The sequence below is a fragment of the Streptomyces sp. NPDC046915 genome (genome assembly GCF_040644935.1).
In the GTDB taxonomy this organism is placed as follows: domain Bacteria; phylum Actinomycetota; class Actinomycetes; order Streptomycetales; family Streptomycetaceae; genus Streptomyces.
This window is the reverse complement of sequence record NZ_JBEYXB010000025.1, coordinates 19,735-43,042: the sequence shown is the minus strand read 5'-3', so window position 1 is coordinate 43,042 and position 23,308 is coordinate 19,735. Positions and strand designations below refer to the sequence as shown.

Annotated in this window: 16 protein-coding genes; 11 read left to right on the top strand and 5 right to left on the bottom strand. The window is 74.1% G+C overall.

Annotated elements, in window-relative coordinates; all coding sequences use genetic code 11:
* Positions 1-3: 3 nt before the first annotated feature.
* Together ABZ915_RS41335 and ABZ915_RS41330 are read right to left on the bottom strand one after the other, a co-directional pair.
* The gene (locus tag ABZ915_RS41335; RefSeq protein ID WP_361814198.1) at positions 4-1,518 is read right to left on the bottom strand and encodes an AMP-binding protein; all 1,515 of its coding nucleotides are present in this window, start codon (positions 1,516-1,518) and stop codon (positions 4-6) included.
* 25 nt (positions 1,519-1,543) lie between these two features.
* A complete protein-coding gene (locus ABZ915_RS41330) occupies positions 1,544-2,494 on the bottom strand; it encodes an ACP S-malonyltransferase (protein WP_361814196.1) in 951 nt (316 codons plus the stop codon).
* A gap of 155 nt (positions 2,495-2,649) precedes the next feature.
* Between ABZ915_RS41330 and ABZ915_RS41325 the strand changes: the two genes are divergently transcribed.
* The 6 genes from ABZ915_RS41325 (at position 2,650) to ABZ915_RS41300 (ending at position 8,941) form a co-directional block, all read left to right on the top strand.
* Entirely contained in the window at positions 2,650-3,324 is a 675-nt protein-coding gene (locus tag ABZ915_RS41325) for a TetR/AcrR family transcriptional regulator (RefSeq protein ID WP_361814194.1), read from the top strand.
* A gap of 162 nt (positions 3,325-3,486) precedes the next feature.
* On the top strand, positions 3,487-5,016 hold the full coding sequence (locus ABZ915_RS41320) for an AMP-binding protein (RefSeq protein WP_361814248.1): 1,530 nt from the start codon (positions 3,487-3,489) through the stop codon (positions 5,014-5,016).
* Positions 5,013-6,275, top strand: coding sequence for a type III PLP-dependent enzyme (locus ABZ915_RS41315; protein ID WP_361814192.1), 1,263 nt, complete (start codon positions 5,013-5,015; stop codon positions 6,273-6,275). The genes ABZ915_RS41320 and ABZ915_RS41315 overlap by 4 nt, the downstream gene beginning before the upstream one ends.
* A complete protein-coding gene (locus ABZ915_RS41310; RefSeq protein WP_361814190.1) occupies positions 6,272-6,775 on the top strand; it encodes a cobalamin-dependent protein in 504 nt (167 codons plus the stop codon). Before ABZ915_RS41315 ends, ABZ915_RS41310 begins: the two co-directional genes overlap by 4 nt.
* The gene (locus ABZ915_RS41305) at positions 6,772-8,121 is read left to right on the top strand and encodes a methylaspartate mutase (RefSeq protein WP_361814188.1); all 1,350 of its coding nucleotides are present in this window, start codon (positions 6,772-6,774) and stop codon (positions 8,119-8,121) included. Before ABZ915_RS41310 ends, ABZ915_RS41305 begins: the two co-directional genes overlap by 4 nt.
* Positions 8,122-8,191: 70 nt before the next feature.
* Positions 8,192-8,941, top strand: coding sequence for an alpha/beta fold hydrolase (locus ABZ915_RS41300; RefSeq protein ID WP_361814186.1), 750 nt, complete (start codon positions 8,192-8,194; stop codon positions 8,939-8,941).
* Between the two features lie 123 nt (positions 8,942-9,064).
* Here ABZ915_RS41300 and ABZ915_RS41295 read toward each other — a convergent pair whose 3' ends face one another.
* On the bottom strand, positions 9,065-10,114 hold the full coding sequence (locus ABZ915_RS41295; protein ID WP_361814184.1) for an acyl-CoA desaturase: 1,050 nt from the start codon (positions 10,112-10,114) through the stop codon (positions 9,065-9,067).
* A 162-nt stretch (positions 10,115-10,276) separates the two neighbouring features.
* Positions 10,277-11,485 carry an aminotransferase class V-fold PLP-dependent enzyme gene (locus ABZ915_RS41290; protein WP_361814182.1) on the bottom strand — a complete coding sequence of 403 codons (1,209 nt, stop codon included), beginning with the start codon at positions 11,483-11,485 and terminating at the stop codon, positions 10,277-10,279.
* 231 nt (positions 11,486-11,716) lie between these two features.
* Between ABZ915_RS41290 and ABZ915_RS41285 the strand changes: the two genes are divergently transcribed.
* Positions 11,717-14,263 (top strand): AAA family ATPase, encoded by a 2,547-nt coding sequence (locus ABZ915_RS41285; protein ID WP_361814180.1) that lies wholly within the window; start codon positions 11,717-11,719, stop codon positions 14,261-14,263.
* A gap of 4 nt (positions 14,264-14,267) precedes the next feature.
* On the opposite strand, the gene ABZ915_RS41280 is transcribed toward ABZ915_RS41285, so the two are convergent.
* Entirely contained in the window at positions 14,268-14,561 is a 294-nt protein-coding gene (locus tag ABZ915_RS41280; protein ID WP_361814178.1) for a hypothetical protein, read from the bottom strand.
* Between the two features lie 151 nt (positions 14,562-14,712).
* Between ABZ915_RS41280 and ABZ915_RS41275 the strand changes: the two genes are divergently transcribed.
* The 4 genes from ABZ915_RS41275 (at position 14,713) to ABZ915_RS41260 (ending at position 23,284) form a co-directional block, all read left to right on the top strand.
* Complete coding sequence (locus ABZ915_RS41275) at positions 14,713-20,058, top strand: amino acid adenylation domain-containing protein (protein ID WP_361814176.1); 5,346 nt, start codon at positions 14,713-14,715, stop codon at positions 20,056-20,058.
* Positions 20,059-20,113: 55 nt separating this feature from the next.
* The gene (locus ABZ915_RS41270; RefSeq protein ID WP_361814174.1) at positions 20,114-21,364 is read left to right on the top strand and encodes an ATP-dependent carboxylate-amine ligase; all 1,251 of its coding nucleotides are present in this window, start codon (positions 20,114-20,116) and stop codon (positions 21,362-21,364) included.
* The gene (locus tag ABZ915_RS41265) at positions 21,361-21,894 is read left to right on the top strand and encodes a hypothetical protein (protein WP_361814172.1); all 534 of its coding nucleotides are present in this window, start codon (positions 21,361-21,363) and stop codon (positions 21,892-21,894) included. Before ABZ915_RS41270 ends, ABZ915_RS41265 begins: the two co-directional genes overlap by 4 nt.
* A 79-nt stretch (positions 21,895-21,973) precedes the next feature.
* The gene (locus ABZ915_RS41260) at positions 21,974-23,284 is read left to right on the top strand and encodes an MFS transporter (RefSeq protein ID WP_361814170.1); all 1,311 of its coding nucleotides are present in this window, start codon (positions 21,974-21,976) and stop codon (positions 23,282-23,284) included.
* Positions 23,285-23,308 lie beyond the last annotated feature (24 nt).

Here is a 23,308-nt window from a genome sequence, read left to right as displayed (position 1 = left end):
TCCTCAGGCCGCCGGTTCCCTCCGGCGCTGGGCGAGGAGTTCGTCGGCGCGGCCGGTCAGGGCCTTGCGGTCGACCTTGCGGTTGGAGTTCAGGGGGAACTCGGTGAGGTGTTCGAAGCGGCGGGGGAGCATTCCCTTGGGGAGGAGTTCGCGCAGGGCGCGGGAGAGGCGGGCGGCGGGGCGGGGTTCGCCGGTGTAGTAGACGACGAGTTCGGTGCCCGCGGGGGTCGTCGCGCCGACGGCGACGGCGTCCTCGACACCGTCGCAGGAGCGCAGTACGTGCTCCACCTCGGCGAGTTCGACGCGCCAGCCCTGGACCTGCACCTGGGAGTCGAGGCGGCCCAGGTAGACCAGTTCGCCGTCGGGCAGGCGGCGCACCCGGTCGCCGGTGCGGTACCAGCGGCGTCCGTCCCGCTCGACGAAGCGGCCCGCGTCGTCGCCGGGATCGAGGTAGCCGACGGACATCTGCGGGCCGGTGATGAGGAGTTCGCCCTCGATGGCGGTCTCCCGGTCGTCCTCGTCGACCAGGACGTGGTCGTGGCCCTCGTGCACGCGGCCGATCGGGACCAGGCCGTTGACGCAGAGGTCCGGCGAGGCCGCCGGGTCCCAGCGGTGACCGGTGATGGTGACGGTCAGCTCGGTCGGCCCGTAGATGTTCTCCAGGGTGGAGGCGGGCGCGGCGGCCTGCCAGTCGGCGGCGTCGTGCGCGCGCAGGGCCTCACCGGCGAAGAAGCTCCAGCGCAGGCCGGGCAGCGCGCCGGGGGCGAGGGCGCCCATGCGGCGGGCCAGCGAGATGGCGCTGGGCGTGGCGAACCACACGGTGACGCCGTGCTCGGCGAGGTAGGACGGCAGGTCGAGGTAGGCGGTCTGCGCGGTGACGTCGACGGTGGCTCCGGAGCCCCAGGCGCAGAACAGGTCGAACATCGCGCAGTCGAAGTTCAGGTCGAAGGTCTGGGAGAAGACGTCTTCGGAGCTGAAGTCGTAGCGCGCGTCGAGGAGTTGGAAGTAGTGGTGGGTGCTGCCGTGGCTGATCGGTACGCCCTTGGGGCGGCCGGTGGAGCCGGAGGTGAACAGCATGTAGGCGGCGTCGGACGCGCTGACGGGGCGCGGCGCGGCCGGCGCGCGGGCCGGGTCGGGCTCGATGATGTCGAGGGCGGCGGCGTCGTCGCCCAGGCCGGCCAGGACGGCGCGTCCCTGCTCGTCGGCGATGACGGCGGTGGCACCGGACAGTTCGAGCATGTGCCGGGTGCGGTGGGCCGGGAAGCCGGGGTGCAGGGGGACGACGGTGGCGCCCGCGTAGAGGGCGCCGAGGATACCGGCGTACGCCGTCACCGTCTTGCCGGCCAGGACACCGACGGCCTTGGCGCCGTCCAGGGCGCCCGCCCAGGCGAGGGCCTGGCGGTGCAGGTCCCGGTAGCTGACGGTCTCGGCCCCGATGCGCAGGGCCGTACGGTCCGCGGACCGGTCGAGGCCGCGCAGGAAACGCTCGTACAGGGCACCGGACTCGTGCTGGGTCATGGTTCCTCCGGAGGTCGTGCCCCGGTCAGGCGGCCGCCGGGCGGCGGCGGGGGCGCAGGGCGAGACGCGGGTTGGCGGGGACGACCTTGAAGTTCTTCGCGGCGACGGCGACCCGGCCGAACAGCGCGTCCTGGCCGGCGACGAGGAGGGTGCCGACGCCCTTGCCGCGCAGGGAGTCCAGGGCGGTGGGCCATTCGACCGCGCGGACGCAGCAGTCGAGCAGCAGGTCGCGTACCTCGTCGCCGGCGGTCAGCACGGACCCGTCCTGGTCCGAGACGACGGGCAGCACCGGGTCGCGGAACTCCAGCCCGGCCATGACCTCGACGGCGGCCCGCTCCCGCAGCCCGGCGAAGCGGGCCGAGTGCATGGGCGGCCGCATGACGTACAGGGGCATCCCGCCGGCGGCGCGCAGCCGCTCCTGGAGCCACTCGATACGGGAGGCCCGCAGGGTGAGCATGCGGAAGTCGTCGTCGACGGTGCAGGTGATGTCGTACCACTCGCCGTCGGCGTCCAGCTCGGCGAGGATCTCGTCGAGCCGGCCCCGCGGGGTGCGCGCGAAGGACTGGGTGGCGACCTCCTCGGGGTACTCCTCGGCGAAGAACGCGTCGAGGCAGTGCGCGAACCGCTCGGTCAGCCGCACCCCGTCGGCGAACGACAGGGCACCGGAGCGCACGGCGGTCGCCTTGCCGCCGAAGCTGGGGCCGATGACATAGGCGGGGTCGAGGCCGAATTCCGCCTCCGCCCACTGTGCGAGGGCCAGGCAGTTCACGAAGAAGGCGACCTGCGCGGGCACGGAGTAGTCGCCCTCCGCTTCCCGGAACCCACGGAAGAGCGAATACCCGAGGGCGTCATCGGCTTCCGCGACGAGTTTCCGCGCGAAGGGGTTGACAAGCATGAACTTGCCGACCTCGGCGAACGGGGCAGGCCCCATTCCCGGGAATACCAGGGCGGTTTTCGTCCGGTGCTCGGTCTCCATGCGCCCAAGTCTGGTGTTGCGGCCACCGGGCCAATAACCCCTAACCGGCCCTTGTCCTCGGCACCCGGCCACCGCCCGCCCGCTCGTGGTTCAGGGGGTTTTCAGGGGTCCCGTACGGTGGATGAGCCGGCCGGTGCGCCGCTTGAATGACGAGAATGGGACATCGTGAGGCTCTGCTCGAAGGTGCGAAGCAGTGCCTGATCGAAAAGGGATACGCGCGCACCACGGCCCGCGACATCGTCGCCGCGTCGGGCGCCAACCTCGCTTCCATCGGCTACCACTACGGTTCGAAGGAGGCCCTGCTCAACGCGGCGCTGTTCGAGGCCAACGCCGCCTGGGCGGAGGCGCTGGACAAGGCGCTGGCGCAGGCCCCGGAGGGTCCGGCGGCGCCGCACGAGCGGTTCGAGTCCTTCTGGACCGCGGTGATCGGCCTGTTCGCCGAGCACCGGCGGCTGTGGGCGGTGAACATCGAGGCGGTCACCCGGATGGAGAACTCCCCGGAAATCCGCCAGGCACTCGCCGAAGGCCTCGCGGAAGCGCGGTCCGGTCTGGGGGAAACCCTGTTCGCGCCCTCGGAAGCCCGCACCGATGTGCGTGACGCCCACGCCGTGGGCAATCTCTGCCACGCGCTGCTCATCGGCGTCATGACGCAATGGCTGATCGATCCGGAAAGCGCCCCGAGCGGGCCCGAGCTTTCCCGTGCGCTGCGGGTACTGGCAGCCGCGGCCCTCCCCGTTCCCGTCGTTCCGGTCGTTCCAGCGGTACTCGAGAAGGACGCGAGGAATACCCGTAACCGGTGGGGTAACCACCCGGCGAATCCGGCCGGATAGGGGGAGTTAGGGGTTTGACCGCCGCAGCACCCCCCATACCGTGGCCAACGAGGTTCACGACTCCCCAGCGCATTTCGGCGAACCGAAGCCACAACTCAAAGGCGGGGTGCGACGTTGGTCAGCCACTCGTATTCGACACTGGAAGACTCCGAACTGTCCGAACTGGACGACCCGGAAACGCTTTCCGGGCCGGCCGCCCGGAGCGAACTCGTCCACGGCCTCCTCGACGAAGCCGTCGCCGAGGCTCCGGACGCCCCCGCGGTACGGGACTTCGCCGGAATCTGGACGTACCGGGAACTGGACGACCACAGCCGGGCGTTCGCGGCCTGGCTGCGTGAGAAGGGCGTGCGGCGCGGCGACCGCGTACTGCTCCAGCTGCCCACCACCCGCGAACTCGCCGCGATGTTCTACGGCGCGGCGCGGGCCGGCGCTGTCTTCGTGCCGCTCAACCCGGCGATGAAGACGTACCACCTGCGCCAGGTGATCGACAACGCCGGGCCCACGCTGGTCATCGGCGACGCGGCGAGCGGGGACCGGCTCGCGGAGACCGGCAGCCCGGTGCACCTGCTCGCGGACGTGTGGCCGGAGGTGGAGGAACTCCTCGGCGGCGACGTGGAGCAGTCCGGTGACGAGGTGCGCCCCGACGACGTGGCCACCCTGATCTACACCTCCGGCTCCACGGCCGCCCCCAAGGCGGTCGTCTGCCCGCACGCCCAGGTGGCGTTCGCCTCCCGGGCGCTGGTGCAGGTCCTCGGCTACCGCCCCGACGACGTGGTGTTCTGCCGGTTCCCGATGTCCTGGGACTACGGCCTGTACAAGGTCCTGATGACCTGCATCGCGCGCTGCGAGATCGTCCTCGCCGACCGCGACTCCGACCTGGTGATCCTGCGCCGGATGCGGGAGACGGGCGCGACCGTCGTCCCGCTGGTCCCCTCGCTGGCGACGATGATCGTCACCCTGGCCGGGCGGGACGACCTGCCCCAGGCGCCGGTCAGGCTGTTCACCAACACCGGGGCCGCGCTGCCGCAGACCACCATCGACGCGCTGCGGGAGCACTTCCCCGGGGTGCGCGTGGTGCGCCAGTACGGGCAGACCGAGGCCAAGCGGATCACCGTGATGCCGCCGGAGGAGGACGCCGAGCGGCCCGGCGCCGTCGGACTGCCGCTGCCCGGCACCGAGGTGCTGATCCTCGACCCGGAGGGGCGGCCGGTGCCCACCGGGGAGGTCGGCGAGATCGTCGCCGTCGGCCCGCATGTGATGCCCGGCTACTGGAAGAGCCCCGAGCTGACGGCGAAGGCGTTCCGGCCGGACCCCGGCACCGGACGGCCGCGGCTGCACACCGGTGACTACGGCAGCCTCGACGCGGACGGCTACCTGTACTTCGAGGGCCGCCGCGACGACATGTTCAAGCGCAAGGGCTTCCGGATGAGCACCCTGGAGATCGAGGGCGCCGCCATGGACATCCCCGGTGTGCGGGCGGCCGCCGCGCTGCCGCCGAGCGACCGTCACGACCTGGCGCTGTTCGTGGAGAGCGATCTGTCGCCGCGTGACGTCCTGAAGGAACTGACCCGGCGGCTGGAGCCCGCGAAGGTGCCGGCGATCTGCCGGGTGCTCAGCGACTTCCCGCTCACCCAGCACGGCAAGAACGCCCGCAAGGAGCTGGCCGCGATGCTCGACGGGAGCGGACGATGACCACGCCGAACACCCCGACCCCGACCGAGCTGGCGAGCCGGTTCGGCACTCCCCTGTACGTCTACGACCTGGACCGGGTCCGGGCGGCGCGCGCCGACCTGTTCCGGTGGCTGCCGGAGGGCTTCGAGGTCTTCTACGCCTTCAAGGCCAACCCGCACGTGGACCTGGTACGCGCCCTGCGCACCGGCGACGGCCCCGCCTGCAAGGCCGAGATCAGCTCCACCGGTGAGCTGGCGGCGGCCCTGGAAGCCGGGTACGCCGGCACCGACATCCTGTACACCGGGCCGGGCAAGACCCCCGGCGAACTGGACGAGGCCGTCGGTCTGGGGGTGCGCACCTTCTCCGCCGAGTCGCTGAGCGACGTCACGCACATCGGGGAGGCCGCCCTCGCGCACGGTACGGTCGCCGACTGCCTGCTGCGCATCAACAGCGCCACGGCCAGCGCCACCACCAGCATCCGGATGACCGGCGCGCCCACCCAGTTCGGCATCGACAGCGAGACCGTCGCCGAACTCGCCTCCGAGCTGCGCTCGGTACCGGGCACCCGGGTGGCCGGGCTGCACCTGTTCTCGCAGAGCAACGCCAAGGACGAGGCGGCCCTGATCGGCGAGCTCACCCACACGGTGGGGGTGGCCGCCGCCATCCAGGAGGACCTGGGGGTGGAGCTGGAGCTGCTGGACATCGGCGGCGGCTTCTCGGTGCCGTACGCCCAGGAGGGCGGCCGGGCCGTCTACCCGAAGCTGCGCGGCGAGCTGGCGGCCGTGCTCGACGTGCACTTCCCGCGGTGGCGGGAGGGCACCCCGCGGCTCGCGGTCGAGTCCGGCCGCTACCTCGCCGGGGACAGCGGCACGCTGGTCACCCGGGTCAGCAACGTCAAGGTCAGCCGCGGCAAGAAGTTCGTGATCGCCGACGCGGGCATCAACACCTTCGGCGGGATGTCCGGGCTGGGCCGGCTGATGCCGGTCACCGTGCACGTCCCGACGGACGCGGACACGGAGAAGGCGAGCCTGGTCGGCCCGCTGTGCACGCCGGGCGACGTCCTGGGCCGGCAGATCGAGCTGCCCGCCGGGCTGAATGCCGGCGATCTGGTCGCCATCCCCAACACCGGTGCGTACGGCCCGACTTCGAGCCTGCTGATGTTCCTGGGCCGGCCGGCGCCCGCCGAGGTCGTCATCAGCGGCGGCGAGGTGGTCTCCGCCACCCGTATCGAGCACGTACGCACCCCGCTCGGGGAACTCGGGGAAGGAGACCGCCGGTGAGCGCCTCCCAGCCACCCGCGCCGGCCCCGGGCGCGGACGCCGAGCCGTCGAAGGGCACGGTGATCGTCACCTCGCTGGCCTCCGACTCGCACACCTGGAACCTGGTGTTCCTGCAACTGCTGATCGAGGAGTGCGGCTACAGCGTGGTCAACCTCGGCCCGTGCGTCCCCGACGACCTGCTGGTCGCCGAATGCGACGCGCTGGAGCCGGACATGGTCGTCGTCAGCAGTGTCAACGGGCACGGCTACCAGGACGGCATGCGGGTCATCGACCAGCTCCGGGCACTCGCCCCGCTGGCCGCCACCCCCATCGTGATCGGCGGCAAGCTCGGCACCGACGACGCCGAGGGGGCGAACCGGGCGGCGGAGCTGTCCGCCGCCGGGTTCGACGCCGTCTTCGAGGACGGCCAGGACCCGGTGACCGCCTTCCGCGGCTTCCTCGACACGATGCGGCACTCCGGCCGCATGCTGGACGCCGCCCGCGACGGAGCGGCCCTGTGAGCAGGCTTCCGCTGCTCAGGAACCGGCGCGGCCGGCCGGTGGACTTCGGCGCGTTCGTCCGCCGGGAGAACTCCCGGGGACGGCTGGTCGTGCAGCCCCGTATGGGCTTCGGCGACCCGGCGCAGATGCGGGAGGGGCTGATCGCCACCAAGGCCGCCGACGCCACCACGGTGGGCACCCTCACCCTGGACAGCTACACCCGGGTCGGTGAGCTGCACGCCGTGGAGGAGGCCCTGCGCGAGGGCATCAGCCTGAACGGCTACCCGGTCGTCAGCCATCCGCCGGGCGTCACGGAGGCGGTGCTCTCCGAGGTGCGCGACGCCCGTTTCCCGGTGCAGGTGCGGCACGGCTCCGCGACGCCCATCGACATCTTCTGGTCGCTGCTGCGGCTCGGGCTCAACGCCACCGAGGGCGGCCCCGTCTCCTACTGCCTGCCCTACGGCCGTACGCCCCTCGCCGACGGCATCCGCAACTGGGAGGCCTGCTGCGACCTGTACACCAGGCTGCGGGACGAGGGCATCGAACCGCATCTGGAGACCTTCGGCGGCTGCATGATGGGCCAGCTGTGCCCGCCGAGCCAGCTGGTGGCCATCAGCTTCCTGGAGGCGCTGTTCTTCGCCCAGCACGGCATCCGCTCGCTGTCCCTCAGCTACGCCCAGCAGACCGACATGGGGCAGGACCGGGAGGCCGTCGGCGCGCTGCGCAGGCTCTGCGCCGAGCTGCTGCCCACCGACAACTGGCACATCGTGATCTACGCCTACATGGGCGTGTACCCGGAGACGTACCGCGGGGCGCACCATCTGCTCGGCCGGGCCGCGGAGCTCGCCGTGTCCACCGGCGCCCACCGGCTGATCGTGAAGACGGTCGCCGAGTCGCGCCGCATCCCGACGGTGGCGGAGAACGTCCTCGCGCTGGAGTACGCCGACACGATCGCCCGGCGCACCGCCGCCGGGCAGCCGGACACCTCCGAGGTGCTCGGCGACTCACCGACGTACGCCGAGGCGCGCGCCCTGGTCGACGCGGTGCTCGAACTCGACGACGATATCGGCCGCGCGCTGCTCGCCGCCTTCCGCCGGGGGTACCTCGACGTGCCGTACTGCGTCCACCCCGACAACGCGGGCCGCGCCCGCAGTTACATCGGCCCCGACGGCCGGCTGCGGTGGGCGGACATCGGCCGGCTGCCGCTGCGCGGCATCGCCGAGCAGCGGACCACCAAGCGGATCGGCTCCGCCGACCTGCTGAAGGACCTGTTCTATGTGCGGGGGCTGTACGACGAGGAGGCTCTGCGGATCCGGCCCGGTGCCGGACAGGAGCTGACGCGCGGTGAGCCGGTCCGGCCCACATGACCCCTTCGAAAGGCCCGGCCCGCGGTTCCCGGACCGCCCGCGGGCGCACCATGCCGACGAGGAGTATCAGGTGACCACGCAGACGAACGTCGAGACCGGCGCATGGATACGGCGCTTCAACCCCGCTCCCGACGCCGCGCACCGGCTGGTGTGCTTCCCGCACGCGGGCGGTTCGGCGTCGTTCTACTTCCCCGTCTCACGGGCGCTGTCCCCGGCCGTGGACGTGCTGGCGATCCAGTACCCCGGGCGCCAGGACCGGCGTCACGAGCCGTGCGTCGACAGCATCCACGGGCTGGCGGACGCGCTGGCCGAGGAGCTCGACGGCTGGTTCGACCGGCCGGTGACGTTCTTCGGGCACAGCATGGGCGCCTCCCTGGCCTACGAGGTGGCGCGGCGTTTCGAGGAGCGCGGGACCGTGCTGCACGGGCTGTTCGCCTCGGGCCGGCGCGCCCCGTCGACGGTGCGTGAGGAGCGGGTGCACCTGCTGGACGACGACGGGCTGATCGAGGACATCTCGCGGCTGAGCGGCACCGACACCCAGGTGCTGGGCGACCCGGAGATCCTGCGGATGATCCTGCCGTCGATCCGCGCCGACTACCGGGCCGCGGAGACCTACCGCTACACGCCGGGCCCGCTGCTGACCTGCCCGCTGACCGCGCTCACCGGCGACGACGACCCGCAGGTCACCCTGGACGAGGCGGGTGCCTGGGCGGAACACACCTCGGGCCCCTTCGACCTGAAGGTGTACCCGGGCGGCCACTTCTACCTCAACTCCCAGGCCCCGGCGGTGCTGTCGGCCCTCAAGTCCCACCTGCGCTGACCGCCCCGCACAGCCCCCGAACCGCGGAACCCGGGTCACGACCGCATCCCCCCGCGCCCGTGATCCGGGTTCCGCATGTTCCGGTGCCGGCGGCCCGCCGGGGCCGTCGGCGGTGTCGGGCCGTCAGCGGCGCCGGGCCCGCAGGGGTTCGCCGACGCTCCTGAGGTGGCGCAGGGCCTCGCGGTGGGAGGCGAGCAGGCTCGTCTGGTGGTAGGGGATGCCCAGTTCGGCGCAGTACCGCTCGGTGATGCGCTGGGCGCGCCGCAGGGCGGGGGTGGGCATGCTGGGGAACAGGTGGTGCTCTATCTGGTAGTTGAGGCCGCCCATGAAGGCGTCGACGAGGAGGCCGCCGCGCACGTTGCGCGAGGTGAGCACCTGGCGGCGCAGGAAGTCCAGCTCCTGGCCCTCGGTGACCATCAGCATGCCCTTGTGGTTGGGGGCGAACACCGAGCCGAGGTAGATGCCGAACAGGCCCATGTGGACGGCGACGAAGGCGCACGCCTTGCCGGGCGACAGGGCGGTGAAGACCGCGCCGAAGTAGACGACGAAGTGGGCGACAAGCAGGGTGCCCTCCAGGACGGGCCGTTTCACCGCCGGGGTGGACAGGGCCCGGAAGCTGCCGACGCTGAGGTTGAAGCCCTCGAGCGTGAGCATCGGGAAGAAGAGGGCGGCCTGGTGGCGGCCGACGAACGCGGGCAGTCCCCGGGCGACGCGCGCCTGCCGGCGCGACCACACCAGGAGGTGGGGCGCGACGTCGGGGTCCTTCTCCTCGTGGTTGGGGTTGGCGTGGTGCCGGGTGTGCTTGTTCATCCACCAGCCGTAGCTCATGCCGAGCAGCGTGTTCGCGGCTATGAGCCCGCCGATCTCGGTGGGGCGGCGGCGGGTGAACACCTGGCGGTGGGCCAGGTCGTGGGCCGCGAGCCCGAGTTGCCCGAAGACCGCGGCCAGTCCGACGGCGACGAGCAGTTGCAGCCAGCTGTCGCCGAGGACGGCGAACGCCGTGCAGCACACGACGAACGCGAGGGCCACCGCCGTGAACCGCAGGGTGTAGTAGAGGGGGCGCCGGGCCATGAGCCCCGCGTCGGCCATTCTGCGCGCCAGGCGGGAGAAGTCACTCCCGGATTCCCGAAGGGACGGCGGTGACTGCTCCGTGAGCACTGGGGGGTTCGCCATGCGACCCAGTATGTGGGCCGGAAATTACCCACCATAATGCCACCCGACCCCTGTTGACGGACCTCCGAACCCCAGCGTGGACGGGGGCAAACCTGCGGAAATCCCCTGACTTTCGCAGGTTCCACCGACCCCCCGGCGCCGCTCCGCGACGGCTGTGGCCGTTCACGCCGGGGGCTCGAGCCGGCTGGTGTGCACGGGCGCGTTCGGCACCAGTGCCAGGTGCCGCCCGGCCGACCGCCGACGCGGCCCCGGGATGCGCGTCACCGGGACACCCGGGGCCGGCAGGACGCGCGCGCCCACGGGGACCGGGCGGTGCCGCCGCAGGTCCAGTACCTCCCGCAGCGCCTCGCCGAACCGCGCGATGTCCTGGGGCGAGTTGTCGTGGTGGACGGAGGCCCGCACGGCGGTGGTGACGCCGCGCCCCGGGAGGTACAGCGGGGTCTCCTGCGCGACCGTCTTCCACACGACCACGCCCCGGGCGGCGAGTTGCCGGCGCACCAGGGCGGCGGTCAGTTCCTCGTGCCGGAAGGTGAGGATGCCGGACTGGATCCGCCCGGGGGTGATCAGTTCGGTGCCGGGCGCGTCCTCGACGGCGGCGCGCAGGCCGGGGAAGAGGTCCTCGTACCCGGCGGTCGCGGCGTGCTCGCCCAGGGCGGCGTTCAGCGCGGCGACCGCCGCGCCGTGCGGCGGCACGCGCGGTTCGACGCCGTACGGCGCCAGGGACTGCCGCAGCTTCGGTGCCGCGTAGGCGAAGCCGACGGACTGCGGTCCGCGCAGGAACCGCCAGCCGTCCCCGGTGAGCAGATGGCAGCCGATCCGGGCGACGTCCACGGGCAGCTGGCCGACGGCGTACGAGGCGTCGACGGCGTACAGGCAGCGGTACGGGGCGAGGACGCGCCCGATGTCCTCGACCGGGTTGACGATGCCGCAGCCGGCCGGGACGTACGCCACCGAGACCAGGGCCACGTCGTCGTCGATGTGCCTGGCCATCCACTCCAGGTCCAGGTCGCCGTCGGGGCGCAGCGGTACGACGTCGAGCCCGCAGCGGGTGCGGTCGCGCAGGGCGAAGAGGGTGGTGAGGTTGGCGGCGCTCTCGTAGGGGGTCGTCCAGATGCGGTCCCGCGGGCCGAGCGGCAGGCGCGGCACGAGGGTGGCGAACGCGTCGGCGGCCCCGGTGAACAGGGCGGTGGCGCCGGCCGGCGCGCCCAGCAGGGCGGCGAGACGTTCGTGGATCTCCCGGTGGACGACGTCGTCGAGGTGCTCCTCCAGTTCGTGGGGTCCGTACCGGTCCTCGTGGCGCGTCCATTCGGTGAGGACCGCACGTACGGCGGCGGGCATGCGGCCCAGTCCGGCAGGGTTCAGGTGAATCATCCGGGGCCTCCCCCGTGCGGTTCGGGCAATGAATTGCCGACTTCTTGGCAAGAGATTGCCTGGCATCAGGGGGAGTTGGCAATGTGCGCTCCAGCAGCGCTCGAGCGGGCGGGCCGCGAGCCGTCTTGGCGGAGGCCGGCCGGTGTCCACCTCCGCCCCCGCTCCACCCCTCTTAGAGGTGGTGCTTCGATCCTGGCCCCGACCAGCGCGGCTGCGGCGAAGGGCGGACCCATGACGGAGGCGGACAGAGCATCGGTTTCCGGTGCTCTGGAGACGGTCCTCGCCACGTGTGCGGTGGGCCGCTCCCGGGTGGTACTGATCGAGGGCGCCGCCGGCTGCGGCAAGAGCCACCTCCTGGACGCCGTGGCCGAACGGTCCGCCGCCGCCGGGGCACTCGTCCTCACCGCGGTCGCCACCGCGGCCGAACGCCGGGTGCCGCTCGGTGTGCTGCGCCAACTGGTCGGCAGCGCACCGGTGTTCGCGCTGCCCCGGACGGACGGCGAGGCCGCCGAGGTCCCGCCCGAGGAGGCGATGCGGGCGTTCTGCGCGGAGCTGTGCGACCTCGCGCTCGACGGGCCGGTGGTGCTCTGCCTGGACGACGTGCAGCACGCGGACACGCAGTCCCTGCACCACCTCCGCCATCTGGTACGGCACGCGCGCCCCGCTCCCGTACTGCTGGTCGCGACCATCTCCTCGTACGCCGAATCCCAACAGGACCTGTTCGCACCGGAGTTGACGCGTCAGCCGCACTTCCGCCGTATCCGGCTCGGCCTGCTCTCCCCGGACGAGACGACCCGGACGGCGGCGACCCGGACGCCGGCGACCCGGACGGCGGCGGCCCGGACGGCGGCGGAGCTGCACCGCGTCACCGGCGGCAACCCGCTCCTGCTGCGTGCCCTGCTGGAGGAGGACGGCGCCGCCGCGTCACCGCCGCCGGCGCCCGCCCCGGACGGCCCGTTCGCCGAAGCCGCCACCGCCTGTCTGCACCGCAGCGGTCCGGCCGCCGCGGTCACCGCCCGCGCGGTGGCGATCCTGGCGGAGGAGGCGGCCGAGCCGCTTCTCGCCCGCATGCTGCACCCCGGGACCGCCGCCCCCGGCCTGGCCGCCCTGCGCGCCTGCGGCCTCCTCGACGGCCTCCTCTTCCGGCACCCCGCCGTCCCCGCCGCCGTCCTCGCGGACGCCTCCCCCCGGATCCGCGCGGACCTGCACCGGCGGGCCGCCCGCGTGCTGCGCGAGGCGGGCGCCCCCGCCGCCGTGGTGGCCGACCACCTGCTCGCCCCGCTGGCGGACGGTGTACGCGCACCGGCCCGTCCCGGGGACTTCGCGCTGCTCGCGGACACCGCGGAGCACCTTCTGACGGACCATCGCGGCAGCCGGCGCGCCGACCAGGCCGAGCGCCTCCTCGAACTCGCCCACGGCATCTGCCCCGAGGAGGCTGCGCGCTCCGCCCTGACCCTGCGGCTCGCGCAGCTCGCCACCCGCCGCGACCCGGACGCCGCCGAGCACCGGCTGACCGCACTGGTGACGGGGCACCGCACGCCCCGGCCCGGCACCTCACTCGTCCGGGAGCTGTCCGGGATGCTGCTGGCGCAGGGCCGGGTGCCGGACTCGGCCGCGCTGGCGCGCGGGACCGGCGCCGACCCGGCCTCCTGGGACGCGGTGCTCGACACCCGGCCCGCGGCCGTCGAGACGCTGGTGCGGTCGACGCCGCTGACGGACGCCACCCTCGCCCCGCTCGTCCTGGCGGTGCGCACGCTGCTGCACTGCGAGCGTCCCGAACGCGCCGTGCCCGCGAGCCGCCGGCTGCTGGAGGAGGCGGAGGCGAGCCGGGCGCCCGGCCGGCGGGCGGTCTTCGGGACGCTGCACGCCGAGGCGCTGCTCGGGGTGGGAGACGTACGCGGCGCACGCGAGCACGCCCTCGCCGCGCTGGAGGCGCTGCCCGCGGGCGGTGACGGAACGTTCCGCTACGCCCCTGCGGCGGTGCTCGTCCAGGCGTACGGCGCCCTGGGCCGGTACGACGAGGCCGCCCGCCACGTCCAGTACCCGGTCACCCGGCGGGTGCTGACGAGCCTGCACGGCCTGCGGTACCTGCGCGCCCGGGGGCTGCACCACCTGGCCCTCGGCCAGCCGCACACCGCGCTCGCCGACTTCCGCCGGATCGGCCGCCTGCTCCAGCTGTGGCGGGCGGACCGGCCGGCCTGCCTGCCCTGGCGCACCGACGCGGCCCAGGCCCTGCTGCGGCTGGACAAGGTCCGGCAGGCCCGCGCCCTGGCCGAGGAGCAGCTCGCCCTGCCCGACGCGCGACGCCCCTGGGTACGCGGCCAGACCCTGCGCACGCTGGCCGCGACCGGCGACCCCGGCGAGCGCACCGCGCTGCTCCGGCAGGCCGTCGAACAGCTGCGCCGCAGCGGAGCCCGGCTGGAGACCGCCCGGGCCCTGGCCGACCTCGGCCACGCCCTCCACGCCGACGGCTGCACCTCCCAGGCCACCGCCACCCTGCGGGCAGCCTGGAACCTGGCCCAGCAGATGGGCGCGACGGCCCTGCGCGACGACCTGCTCCCCGCCTCCGACCCCGACCCCCTGCCCCTGAGCCCCTCCGAACGCCGCGTCGCCGCACTCGCCGCCCAGGGCCTGACCAACCGCCACATCGCCGCCCGCCTCCACCTCACGGTGAGCACGGTCGAACAACACCTGACCCGCGCCTACCGAAAACTGGGCGTCCCGGGCCGCACGGGCCTGCCGGCGGGCCTGGCGGACATCCCCGGCACCCTCGTCTGAGGGATCACGCCGTGTGCCAGCACCGGATTCGTTCCGCGATGCCGTACGAGTCCAGGTGCAGGGCACTGATGTCGTGGATCAGGTCGCGCCACAGCTCGAACTTCGTGCTCACGCGCTGCCCCGACGCCTCGAGGTAGCCGAAGAGCTCGGGCGTCGGGGCGGTGCCGCTGGGCCATGCCCACGAGCACCGAGAAGTCGTTGACGGTCCGCCGCCGAACTCGGCGTCGAAGGCCTCCATGACGCCGGGCTCCTCAATCATGCGCCGGAAGGCGGCGGTCGCCGTCAGCAGCGCTGGCAACTCCACTCCCTCCATTTGGCACAAACCCACCCTCTCCCACCAGCGACTCCACCATGACTCGACCGCTCCAAGACAGAGCCTCAGGACACAGTTGCCAAGCTCTAGGCAAGGTTTTGCCAAGCCGGAAGGCTGTCGTAAGGAGCGAGTGCTGATGTCCATCTCCGGCCTCATCGAGCAGCAAGTCCACGCACGGCCCGACGCGACCGCGGTCGTCTACCCCGACTACGCCGGACACCCCGGACACGCCGACGACGACATGTCCCTCACCTACCGGGAGCTGAGCCGCGCCGCGAACCGTCTCGCCGGCCATCTGCGGGCCCACGGCGTGGGGCGCGGCGACCGGGTGGTGACCTCGCTCAGGCCGGGCCCGGACATGGTGACCGCCCTCCTCGGGATCGTGCGGGCCGGCGCGGCCTACGTCCCGGTGGACCCGGCCGACCCGGCCGAGCGCCGCCGGCTGATCGTGCGCGACAGCGCCGCCCGCGCCGTACTGACCGAGGGCGCCGACGCGGCGGAGTACACGGGGCTGGGCGCGACCGTGGTCGCCGTCGACACCGAGGCCGCCGGGATCGCCGCCCGCTCCGACGCGCTGCCCGAGGAGACGACCGGCCCGGACGACGCCTTCTACGTCTGCTACACCTCCGGGACCACCGGCACGCCCAAGGGCGTCGTCGTACCCCACCGGGCCGTGCTGGACTTCGTACAGTCCCACGACTACCTGCGGCTGGACCCCGACGACGTGGTCGCCCAGGCCGCCGGCCCCGCCTTCGACGCCGTCACCTTCGAGGTGTGGACGACGCTCACCGCCGGCGCCCGCCTGGTCGGCCTGGCCAAGGACACCGTCGTCGACCCGGGCCGCTTCGAGAAGGCGGTCCGCGAGCACGACATCTCGGTGATCTTCCTGACGACCGCGCTGTTCAACCTGATCGCCCGCGAGCGGCCGGCCGCCTTCGCCCCGCTGCGGACCGTGCTGTTCGGCGGCGAGGCCTGCGATCCGCGCCGGGTGCGCGAGGTGTTCGCGGCCGGGGCGCCCGAACGGCTGCTGCACGTGTACGGGCCGACGGAGGCGACCACGTTCGCCACCTGGCACGAGGTCGCCGAGCCCGCCGAGGGCGACCGTACGATCCCCATCGGCCGTCCGATCGGCGCCACCACCGCCGTCGTCGCCGGCCCGGACGGCACCCCCGTCGCCCCCGGCGGCACCGGCGAACTGCTGCTCGGCGGACCCGGACTCGCCACCGGCTACCTGCACCGGCCCGAGCTGACCGCGCGGCGCTTCGTCGAGGACCGGTTCACCGGCGGCGACGGCCCGCTCCACCGCACCGGCGACCTGGTGCTGCTGCGCCCGGACGGCGCGCTGGAGTTCGCGGGCCGGGTCGACGACCAGGTCAAACTGCGCGGCCACCGCATCGAGCTGGGCGAGATCGAGTCGGTGCTCACCGCCCACCCGGGCGTGTCCGCCGCCGCGGTGTCCCTGCACGAGACCGAGGACGGCGACAAACGGCTCGTGGCCCATGTGGTGCCCGCCGCTCCCGCCACCCGCGCCGCCGACACCGCCGACACCGCCGACCAGGACGCGCGGCTCACCGAGTGGCAGGAGATCTACGAGGCGCTCTACGACCGCGCCGCCGACACCGCCGATCCGGCCGACCTGGGCACCGACTTCGCCGGATGGAACAGCAGTTACGACGCCCTGCCGATCCCCCACGAGCACATGCGGGAGTGGCAGGAGGCCACCCTGGAGCGGATCCGCGAGCTGCCGAGGCGCCGCGTCCTGGAGATCGGCGTGGGCACCGGCCTGCTGATGGGCCACCTGGCCCGCGAGGAGGAGGTCGAGGAGTACTGGGCGACCGACTTCTCCCCCGCCGTCGTCGCCGCGCTCTCCGCCCGGACCGGGGCCGACTCCGTCCTGCGCGACAAGGTCCGCCTCGGCTGCCAGGGCGCCGACGACACCACCGGGCTGCCCGCGGGCCACTTCGACGCGATCGTCGTCAACTCGGTGGTCCAGTACTTCCCGGGCCTCGCCTACCTGCGCACCGTGATCGAACGGGCCCTGCCGCTGCTCGCCCCGGGCGGCTCACTGCTCCTGGGCGACCTGCGCAACCTCGACCTGGCCCGCTGCTTCCAGACCGGCATCGAACTGGCCCAGCCGGGCGCTGCGGACAAGAGCCGCGACGCGCTGCGCCGCTCCATCGACCAGCGCGTGGCCACGGAGACCGAACTCCTGCTCTCCCCCGCCCTGTTCGCCGCCCTCGCCCGCGAACTGCCCGCGGTGCGCGCGGTGGACGTACGCGCCAAACGGGGCGCCCACCACAACGAGCTGACCCGCTACCGCTACGAGGCCGTCCTGTCCACCGGCGCACCGGTCGCCGACCTGACCGGCGCGCCCGCCGCCCGCTGGGGCCACGACATCTCCTCCGTCGCCGAGACCGAGGACCACCTACACGCCCACCACCCCGCCGTGCTGCGCCTGACCGGCGTGCCCAACCGCCGCGTGCACGACGAGCACACCGCCACGCAGTCCCTGGACAACCCGCTGGAGAGCATCGACCTGGCCGCCCAGGACATCGCCGCCCCCGACGCGGAGACCCTGTGCGCGGCCGGTGAGCGCCTCGGCTACCGGGCCCTGCCGACCTGGTCGGGCGAGGGCGCCGAACTCCTCGACATCGTCTTCATCGACCCGGACCTGGTCTCCGCGGGCCCGCTGACCGGCGTGTACGCGGCACCGGCCGCCCCCGTCGAGGCCTGCGCCAACACGCCGACCACCTTCGACCGCACCGTCGGCCTGGAGGTCGTCCTGCGCGGCCACCTCCAGGAGCGGCTGCCCGACCACATGATCCCCTCGGCGCTGCTGACCCTGGACGCGCTGCCGCTGAACGCCAACGGAAAGGTCGACCGCAAGGCGCTGCCCGCCCCCGCCCGCACCGCCGACCTGCCCGGCGCCGAGCCGGGCACACCCCTCCAGGAGATCGTCCGCGACCTGTTCGCCGAGGTGCTGGGCCTGCCCCGGCGCGCGGTGCGCGCCGACTCCGACTTCTTCCGCATCGGCGGGCACTCGCTGGCCGCGGCCCGGCTGCTGTCCCGGGCCCGCGAGACACTGGGCGCCGACCCGGGCAGCCGCGCACTGTACGAGGCACCGACCCCGGCCGGGTTCGCCGCCCTGGTCGGCGACGCCCCCGTCGCCGCCACCGGGCCCGGCGAGGCGGGCGGGGACAGCGCGGTGCTGCCGCTGAGGCTGCGCGGCGCACTGGACCAGCGTGCCCTGGAGCTGGCCCTGGAGGACCTCGGCCGGCGCCACGAGGCGCTGCGCAACTCCCGGCTGGGCTCGGCCGGCACCCGGCTGCGCACCCTGGCCGCCGACGACCACCTGCTCGACCTCGCGCTGCCCGCCACCTCCGTCGACCTGTGGTCGCACCTGCCGCTGGCCGCCGAACTCGCCCGGGCCTACGGGGCCCGGACCACCGGCGACACCCCGCGCCGCGCCCCGGCCGGGCTGGACGCGGCACCCCGCGCGATCTTCGGCGACCTGCCGCCCACCCAGCTGCCAGGCAGCGCCCCGCGGACCGGCGACGCCTGCTACGGCACCCTGGAAGTGGAGCTCGGCGACGAACTGCACGAGCGCCTCACCCGGTTCGCGGCCGGGTACGGCAGCACCCTGTTCATGGTGGTGCACACCGCGCTGGCGGCCCTGCTGGCCCGCCTCGGCGCGAGCGGCGAGGTCACGGTGGCCGCCCCGGTCCCGGCCCGGGACAGCGCCGGGCTGCGCGGCGCGGTCGGCCCCTTCGCCCGGGTGCTGGCCCTGTCGGTGGACACCTCCGGCGACCCGGCGTTCGGCGAGCTGCTCGCCCGGGTCCGGGAGGCGGACCTCGCCGCCTACCGGGACGGCGAGGCCGCCCTGGCGCTGCCGGGCGGCGGGGTCGCGCTGACCGTGCTCCAGGAGGCCGCCGGACGGTTCGAGGCGGCCGGGCTCACCGTCGAGCCGGAGCAGCCCGAACTCCCGCTGCCCGCCGCCGACCTGGGCCTGACCCTGACCGAGCGGCAGACCACGACGGGCGCGCCCGCGGGCATCACCCTCATGACCGCCTACCGGCACGAGACGGTCGGCGAGGCGGCCGCCGCTTCCCTCACCGGCCAGCTCACCGCCGTACTGGAGGCCGCCCTGGACGACCCGGCGACCGAGCTGAGCCGGCTGCGGCTGCTGCCCGGCCCGGCCGCCGCCGAGAGCGGCGTGTGGGCGGGCGCCGACCTCCCGCTGCCCGCGCGGGACGTGGCCGCGCTGTTCGCCGCCCAGGTGGCCCGCACCCCCGAGGCGCCCGCGCTGGCCGGTCTCGACTACGCCCAGCTCGACGCCCGCTCCGACCTGCTGGCGCACGCCCTCCTCGAGCACAAGGCGGGTCCGGGCACCTCGGTGCTCACCGCGCTGTCCTCGCCCACCGGGTTCGCGGTGGCCGCGCTGGCCGTCGCCAAGACCGGCGCCGGGCTGCTGCCGGTCGATCCGTCGCTGGACCTGGCGGAGTCGCTGCGGCCGGTGGTGCTGCTGCTCGACGAGACGGCCGACCTGCTGCTGCCGGCCGTGCCGGGCGCGGCCCGGCTGGTCCGCGACCAGAGCGCCGACCTGCTGCCGTCGGCCGGGCACTGGCCGGTGACCGACGCCGACCGGACCCGGCCGGCCGAGGCGGACGACCCGGTGCTGCTGGTGCCCGGCGAGGACGGCATCGTGCTGATCGGCGCCGAGGCGGTCGCCGCGGCGACCCTGGCCGAACCCGCGGACGCCGCCTGGCTGGTGCACGGCTACCCGGACGGGGACGCCGCGCTCGGTCTGCTCGGCGCACTGGTCTGCGGAGCCCGGGTGCACGTGCCGGACGGCTCCCTCGCCCAGGCGGTGCCGCACGAGGTGCTGCGCTGGCTGCGGCAGGAGGACGCCCGGGTGGTGCTGGGCGGCGCCGACGACGAGCTGTCCGCGCTGGTGGCGCTGGCCCGCTCCGAGGGCGCCGAGCTGACCGTGAGCGGCGGCTGGGCCGAGGGCCGGCTCGTCGTCGAGCAGGTGCCGGGCGGCCCCGCCCGGCCGGCCCCCGGCTACCGCGCCTACGTCCTCGACGCCCGGCTGCGGCCCGTCGCCCCCGGTGAGACCGGCTCCCTCTACATCGCGGGCGCGGGCGTGGCCCAGGGCTACGCCGCGTCGCCCGGGGCGACCGGCGAGCGCTTCCTGCCGGACCCGTTCGGCGGGCCCGACGGCACCACCGCCCGCATGTGGCGCACCGGCCGCGCCGCCCGCCTGGACGCCGACGGCGGCCTGCGGGTGCTGGACCGCCCGGCGGACGACGACCCCTTCGCCGACGAGTTCGCCACCTTCGTGGTCCTCGCCGACGCCACCGACCACCACGCCCTGTGGCCCGCCACGGCCCCCACCCCGGAGGGCTGGTACGAGGCCCACCCCGAGGACCTGTACGAACTCTGCCTGGACCACATCAACGACCAGCTGAGCGACCCGCTCTGACAACCGCCCGCCCCCGTCCCCGCCCCCCACCCCCGGCCCTGACAGGAGTACGACCATGAGCGCCGTCCCCACCCCGCCCGTCCGCCCCGCCCTCCTGCTCGTCGAGGGCCGCCGGGCCACCTTCACCGACCACGTCCTGGCCCGCGACGACGTCGACGTCGTACTCCTGCGCTTCGACTCCGTACCGCTGAGCGAGGAGTACGTAGCCCGCACCGCGCACGTGCCGACGTTCACCCTGGACACCTCGGCGCCCCTCCAGGACGAGGCCGCCCGCTATCTGCGCTGGATGAACGGGACCGAGGGCCTGCCCCGGCCGGCGTACTTCTGCGACCCCGACGAGTCGCTCCAGGCCGCCGCCCAGCGCTTCGCCGCCCTGGTGGGCCTGCCGCACCTGAGCGAGGAGCAGGTCGGCTGGGTCCGCGACAAGAAGGCGATGAAGGACCGGTACGCCGCACTCGCCATCCCGCACGCCGCGTACCGGCCGGTGAGCACGCTGTCGGACGTGACCGGCTTCGGCGAGGAGCACGGCTGGCCGGTGGTCCTCAAGCCGGTCGCCTCCGACTCCTGCACCGGCACCTACCGCATCGACTCCCCGGACGGCCTGGCGGACGTTCCGCCGCTCGACCCCGGTCTGGAGTGGATGGTCGAGGAGTACGTCAGGGGACGGGAGTTCCAGCTGTGCGCGGTCGTCTCCCGCGGCGTGGTCCTGGACGCGTACCTGTCGAAGAACCCGGTGCCGGTCCTGGAGGCCCTGGACGGAAAGATCAACGCCAACATCGGCTACGCGCCCAGCGAGGAGATCCCCGTCGACGCCCGCGAGCTGGCGCAGGGCCTCACCGACGGACTGGGCATCCCCCACGGCTATCTGCACGGCGAGTTCTTCCTCACCGACGACGGCAAGTTCGTGATGGGCGAGGTCGCGACCGGGTTCGGCGGCTGCGAGGTGCCGATGAACCACGGCCTCGCCTTCGGGTTCGACTTCCTGCGCGTCATCCTCGACACCTACCTCGACCGGGTGCCGCTGCCCGAGTACACCCGTGACCGCGCCGTCGGCGACCTGCTGCTGCCGACCGCGCCCGGCCGTGTCGTCCACATCAGCTCCGAGGAGGAGCTGATGCGGCTGCCCGGCGTGATCGGCGCCCGGCTGACCGCGGCACCCGGTGACGTGCTCGACCCGCCGCGCGCCTCCCACGCCGCCAGCGGCCACGTCCGTGTCGAGGGCGCCACCGCCGACGAGGTCGAGCAGCGGATGCACACCGTGCTGCGGCACTTCGAGCTCAAGATGGATGAGGAGACCGCGTCATGAGCGCCCCCGCCGGCCCCCTGTTCGCCCCGTACACCGACCTCGACGACTACACCCGGGCGGTGGCGGACGCCGAGGCCGGATACGGCCCGCTGCCGGTGTGGACCGGTGACCGCGGCGACCTCCTGGACGGCATCGCCCTCGCCGAACAGGTCTACGGCGGCCACCGCACCCCCGACCCGGCCGACACCGGTGTCCTGTTCGGCCACGACCGGCTGCCCGAGGCGCTGCGCGCCCTCGTCGGCCCGCTGGCCCGCCGCTGGGTGACCGACCCGGCGCGGCTGCCCGAGGACGGCTCCGTCCTGCTCGTGGGCACCTACGCACGGCTGCGCGGCGACGAGGTGCGGCAGGCCGTCGAGGACGCGTACGCCGCCGAACGGCCGCTGTCCCTGCTGACCGGCCCGGACGTGCACAGCCTGAGCTGGCTGGTGGCCCAGCAGTACGCCCGGGTGGTGCCGGGCGCCGCGGCGGGTGTCGTCTGCGAACCGGACGCGGCCGAACCCGTGCCGGAAGCGGTCCGGGTGGCCCGGTAACCCGCGTGCGCCGCACGCCGCACCCGGCCGATACTGCGGGGATCACGCAGGACACGGGAGCAGGGGAGCGTACGGGGGCATGACCGACTCAGGGGCGGGGCACGGCGGGCAGGGCGGGACGGAGGGCTCCGGGGGAGGTTCCTGGGCACCGCTGCGGCACCGGTCCTTCCGGCTGCTGGCGGGCGGGCGGATGCTGGTGTACTTCGCCAACTCGATGGCACCGGTCGCCCTGGCCTTCGCGGTGCTGGACGCCACCGGGTCCACCACGGACCTGGGTCTGGTGGTCGGCGCGCGCTCGCTGGCCAACGTGGCCCTGCTGCTGGTCGGCGGGGTGGTCGCCGACCGGGTGCGGCGCACGCTGGTGCTCCAGGGCTCGGCGCTGGCGGCGGCCGCGGTGCAGGCCGCCATCGCCGCGAGCGTGCTCCTGGACGTGGCTTCGGTCCCGCTGCTGGTACTGCTCAGCGCCCTCAACGGCGCGCTCTCCGCGCTGTCCCTGCCGGCCTCCGCGGCGCTCACCCCGCAGACGGTGCCGGCCGGCCTGATCCGCCCCGCCAACGCGGTGCTGCGGATGGGCATCAACCTCGGCGCCATCGCGGGCTCCGCACTGGCCGGCGTGGTCTCGGCCGTGTTCGGCCCCGGGTGGGGGCTGGCCGGCAACGCGGTGGCGTTCTGCGGCGCGGCCCTGTGCTTCTTCGGCGTGACGACGGCCCCGGCGAACGGCGGGAAGCCCGCCGAACGGGCCCGGCCCTTGCACGAACTGCGGGAAGGCTGGCGGGAGTTCACCTCCCGCGGCTGGGTGTGGATCGTCGTCCTTCAGTTCATGGTGGTCAACGCGGTGATCGCGGGCGGTGTGCAGGTGCTCGGCCCGGTCGTCGCCGACGACACCTTCGGCCGGGGCCTGTGGGGCGCGGTGCTGGCCGCCGAGATGGCGGGCGCGGTGGCCGGCGGAGTCGTCGCCGCCCGCTCCCGCGTCCGGCACGCGCTCCTGCTCGGCGTGGCGCTGGTGCTGCTGGAGTCCGTACCCCTGGTGGTGCTCGCCGGGGCCCCGGACGCCCTGCTCCTGGGCGTCGCCATGTTCGTCAGCGGCGCCGCGCTGGAACAGTTCGGCGTGGCCTGGGACGTCTCCCTCCAGGAGAACATCCCCGAGGACCGCCTGGCCCGCGTCTACGCCTACGACGCGCTGGGCTCGTTCGTCGCCCTCCCCCTGGGCGAAATGGCCGCGGGCCCCGTCGCCGCCCGTCTCGGCGTCCACACCACCCTGCTGGCCGGCGCGGCCCTGGTCCTGGCGGCGACAGCGGCGGCCCTGTGCAGCCGCCAGATCCGCGACCTGACCACAGGACACCCGTCCCCCGCCCCCGGTCCTTCCGTGACGGAGCCGGTACCGCAGTGAACGGCCCTGGTCCGGCCGAGCCCC

Bases quoted from the DNA above. Each gene is read 5' to 3' on its own strand.
- ABZ915_RS41335 (WP_361814198.1), bottom strand. From the start codon at position 1,518: ATGACCCAGCACGAGTCCGGTGCCCTGTACGAGCGTTTCCTGCGCGGC.
- ABZ915_RS41285 (WP_361814180.1), top strand. From the start codon at position 11,717: ATGACGGAGGCGGACAGAGCATCGGTTTCCGGTGCTCTGGAGACGGTC.
- ABZ915_RS41270 (WP_361814174.1), top strand. From the start codon at position 20,114: ATGAGCGCCGTCCCCACCCCGCCCGTCCGCCCCGCCCTCCTGCTCGTC.
- ABZ915_RS41275 (WP_361814176.1), top strand. From the start codon at position 14,713: ATGTCCATCTCCGGCCTCATCGAGCAGCAAGTCCACGCACGGCCCGAC.
- ABZ915_RS41330 (WP_361814196.1), bottom strand. From the start codon at position 2,494: ATGGAGACCGAGCACCGGACGAAAACCGCCCTGGTATTCCCGGGAATG.
- ABZ915_RS41265 (WP_361814172.1), top strand. From the start codon at position 21,361: ATGAGCGCCCCCGCCGGCCCCCTGTTCGCCCCGTACACCGACCTCGAC.
- ABZ915_RS41295 (WP_361814184.1), bottom strand. From the start codon at position 10,114: ATGGCGAACCCCCCAGTGCTCACGGAGCAGTCACCGCCGTCCCTTCGG.
- ABZ915_RS41260 (WP_361814170.1), top strand. From the start codon at position 21,974: ATGACCGACTCAGGGGCGGGGCACGGCGGGCAGGGCGGGACGGAGGGC.
- ABZ915_RS41290 (WP_361814182.1), bottom strand. From the start codon at position 11,485: ATGATTCACCTGAACCCTGCCGGACTGGGCCGCATGCCCGCCGCCGTA.
- ABZ915_RS41325 (WP_361814194.1), top strand. From the start codon at position 2,650: ATGGGACATCGTGAGGCTCTGCTCGAAGGTGCGAAGCAGTGCCTGATC.
- ABZ915_RS41315 (WP_361814192.1), top strand. From the start codon at position 5,013: ATGACCACGCCGAACACCCCGACCCCGACCGAGCTGGCGAGCCGGTTC.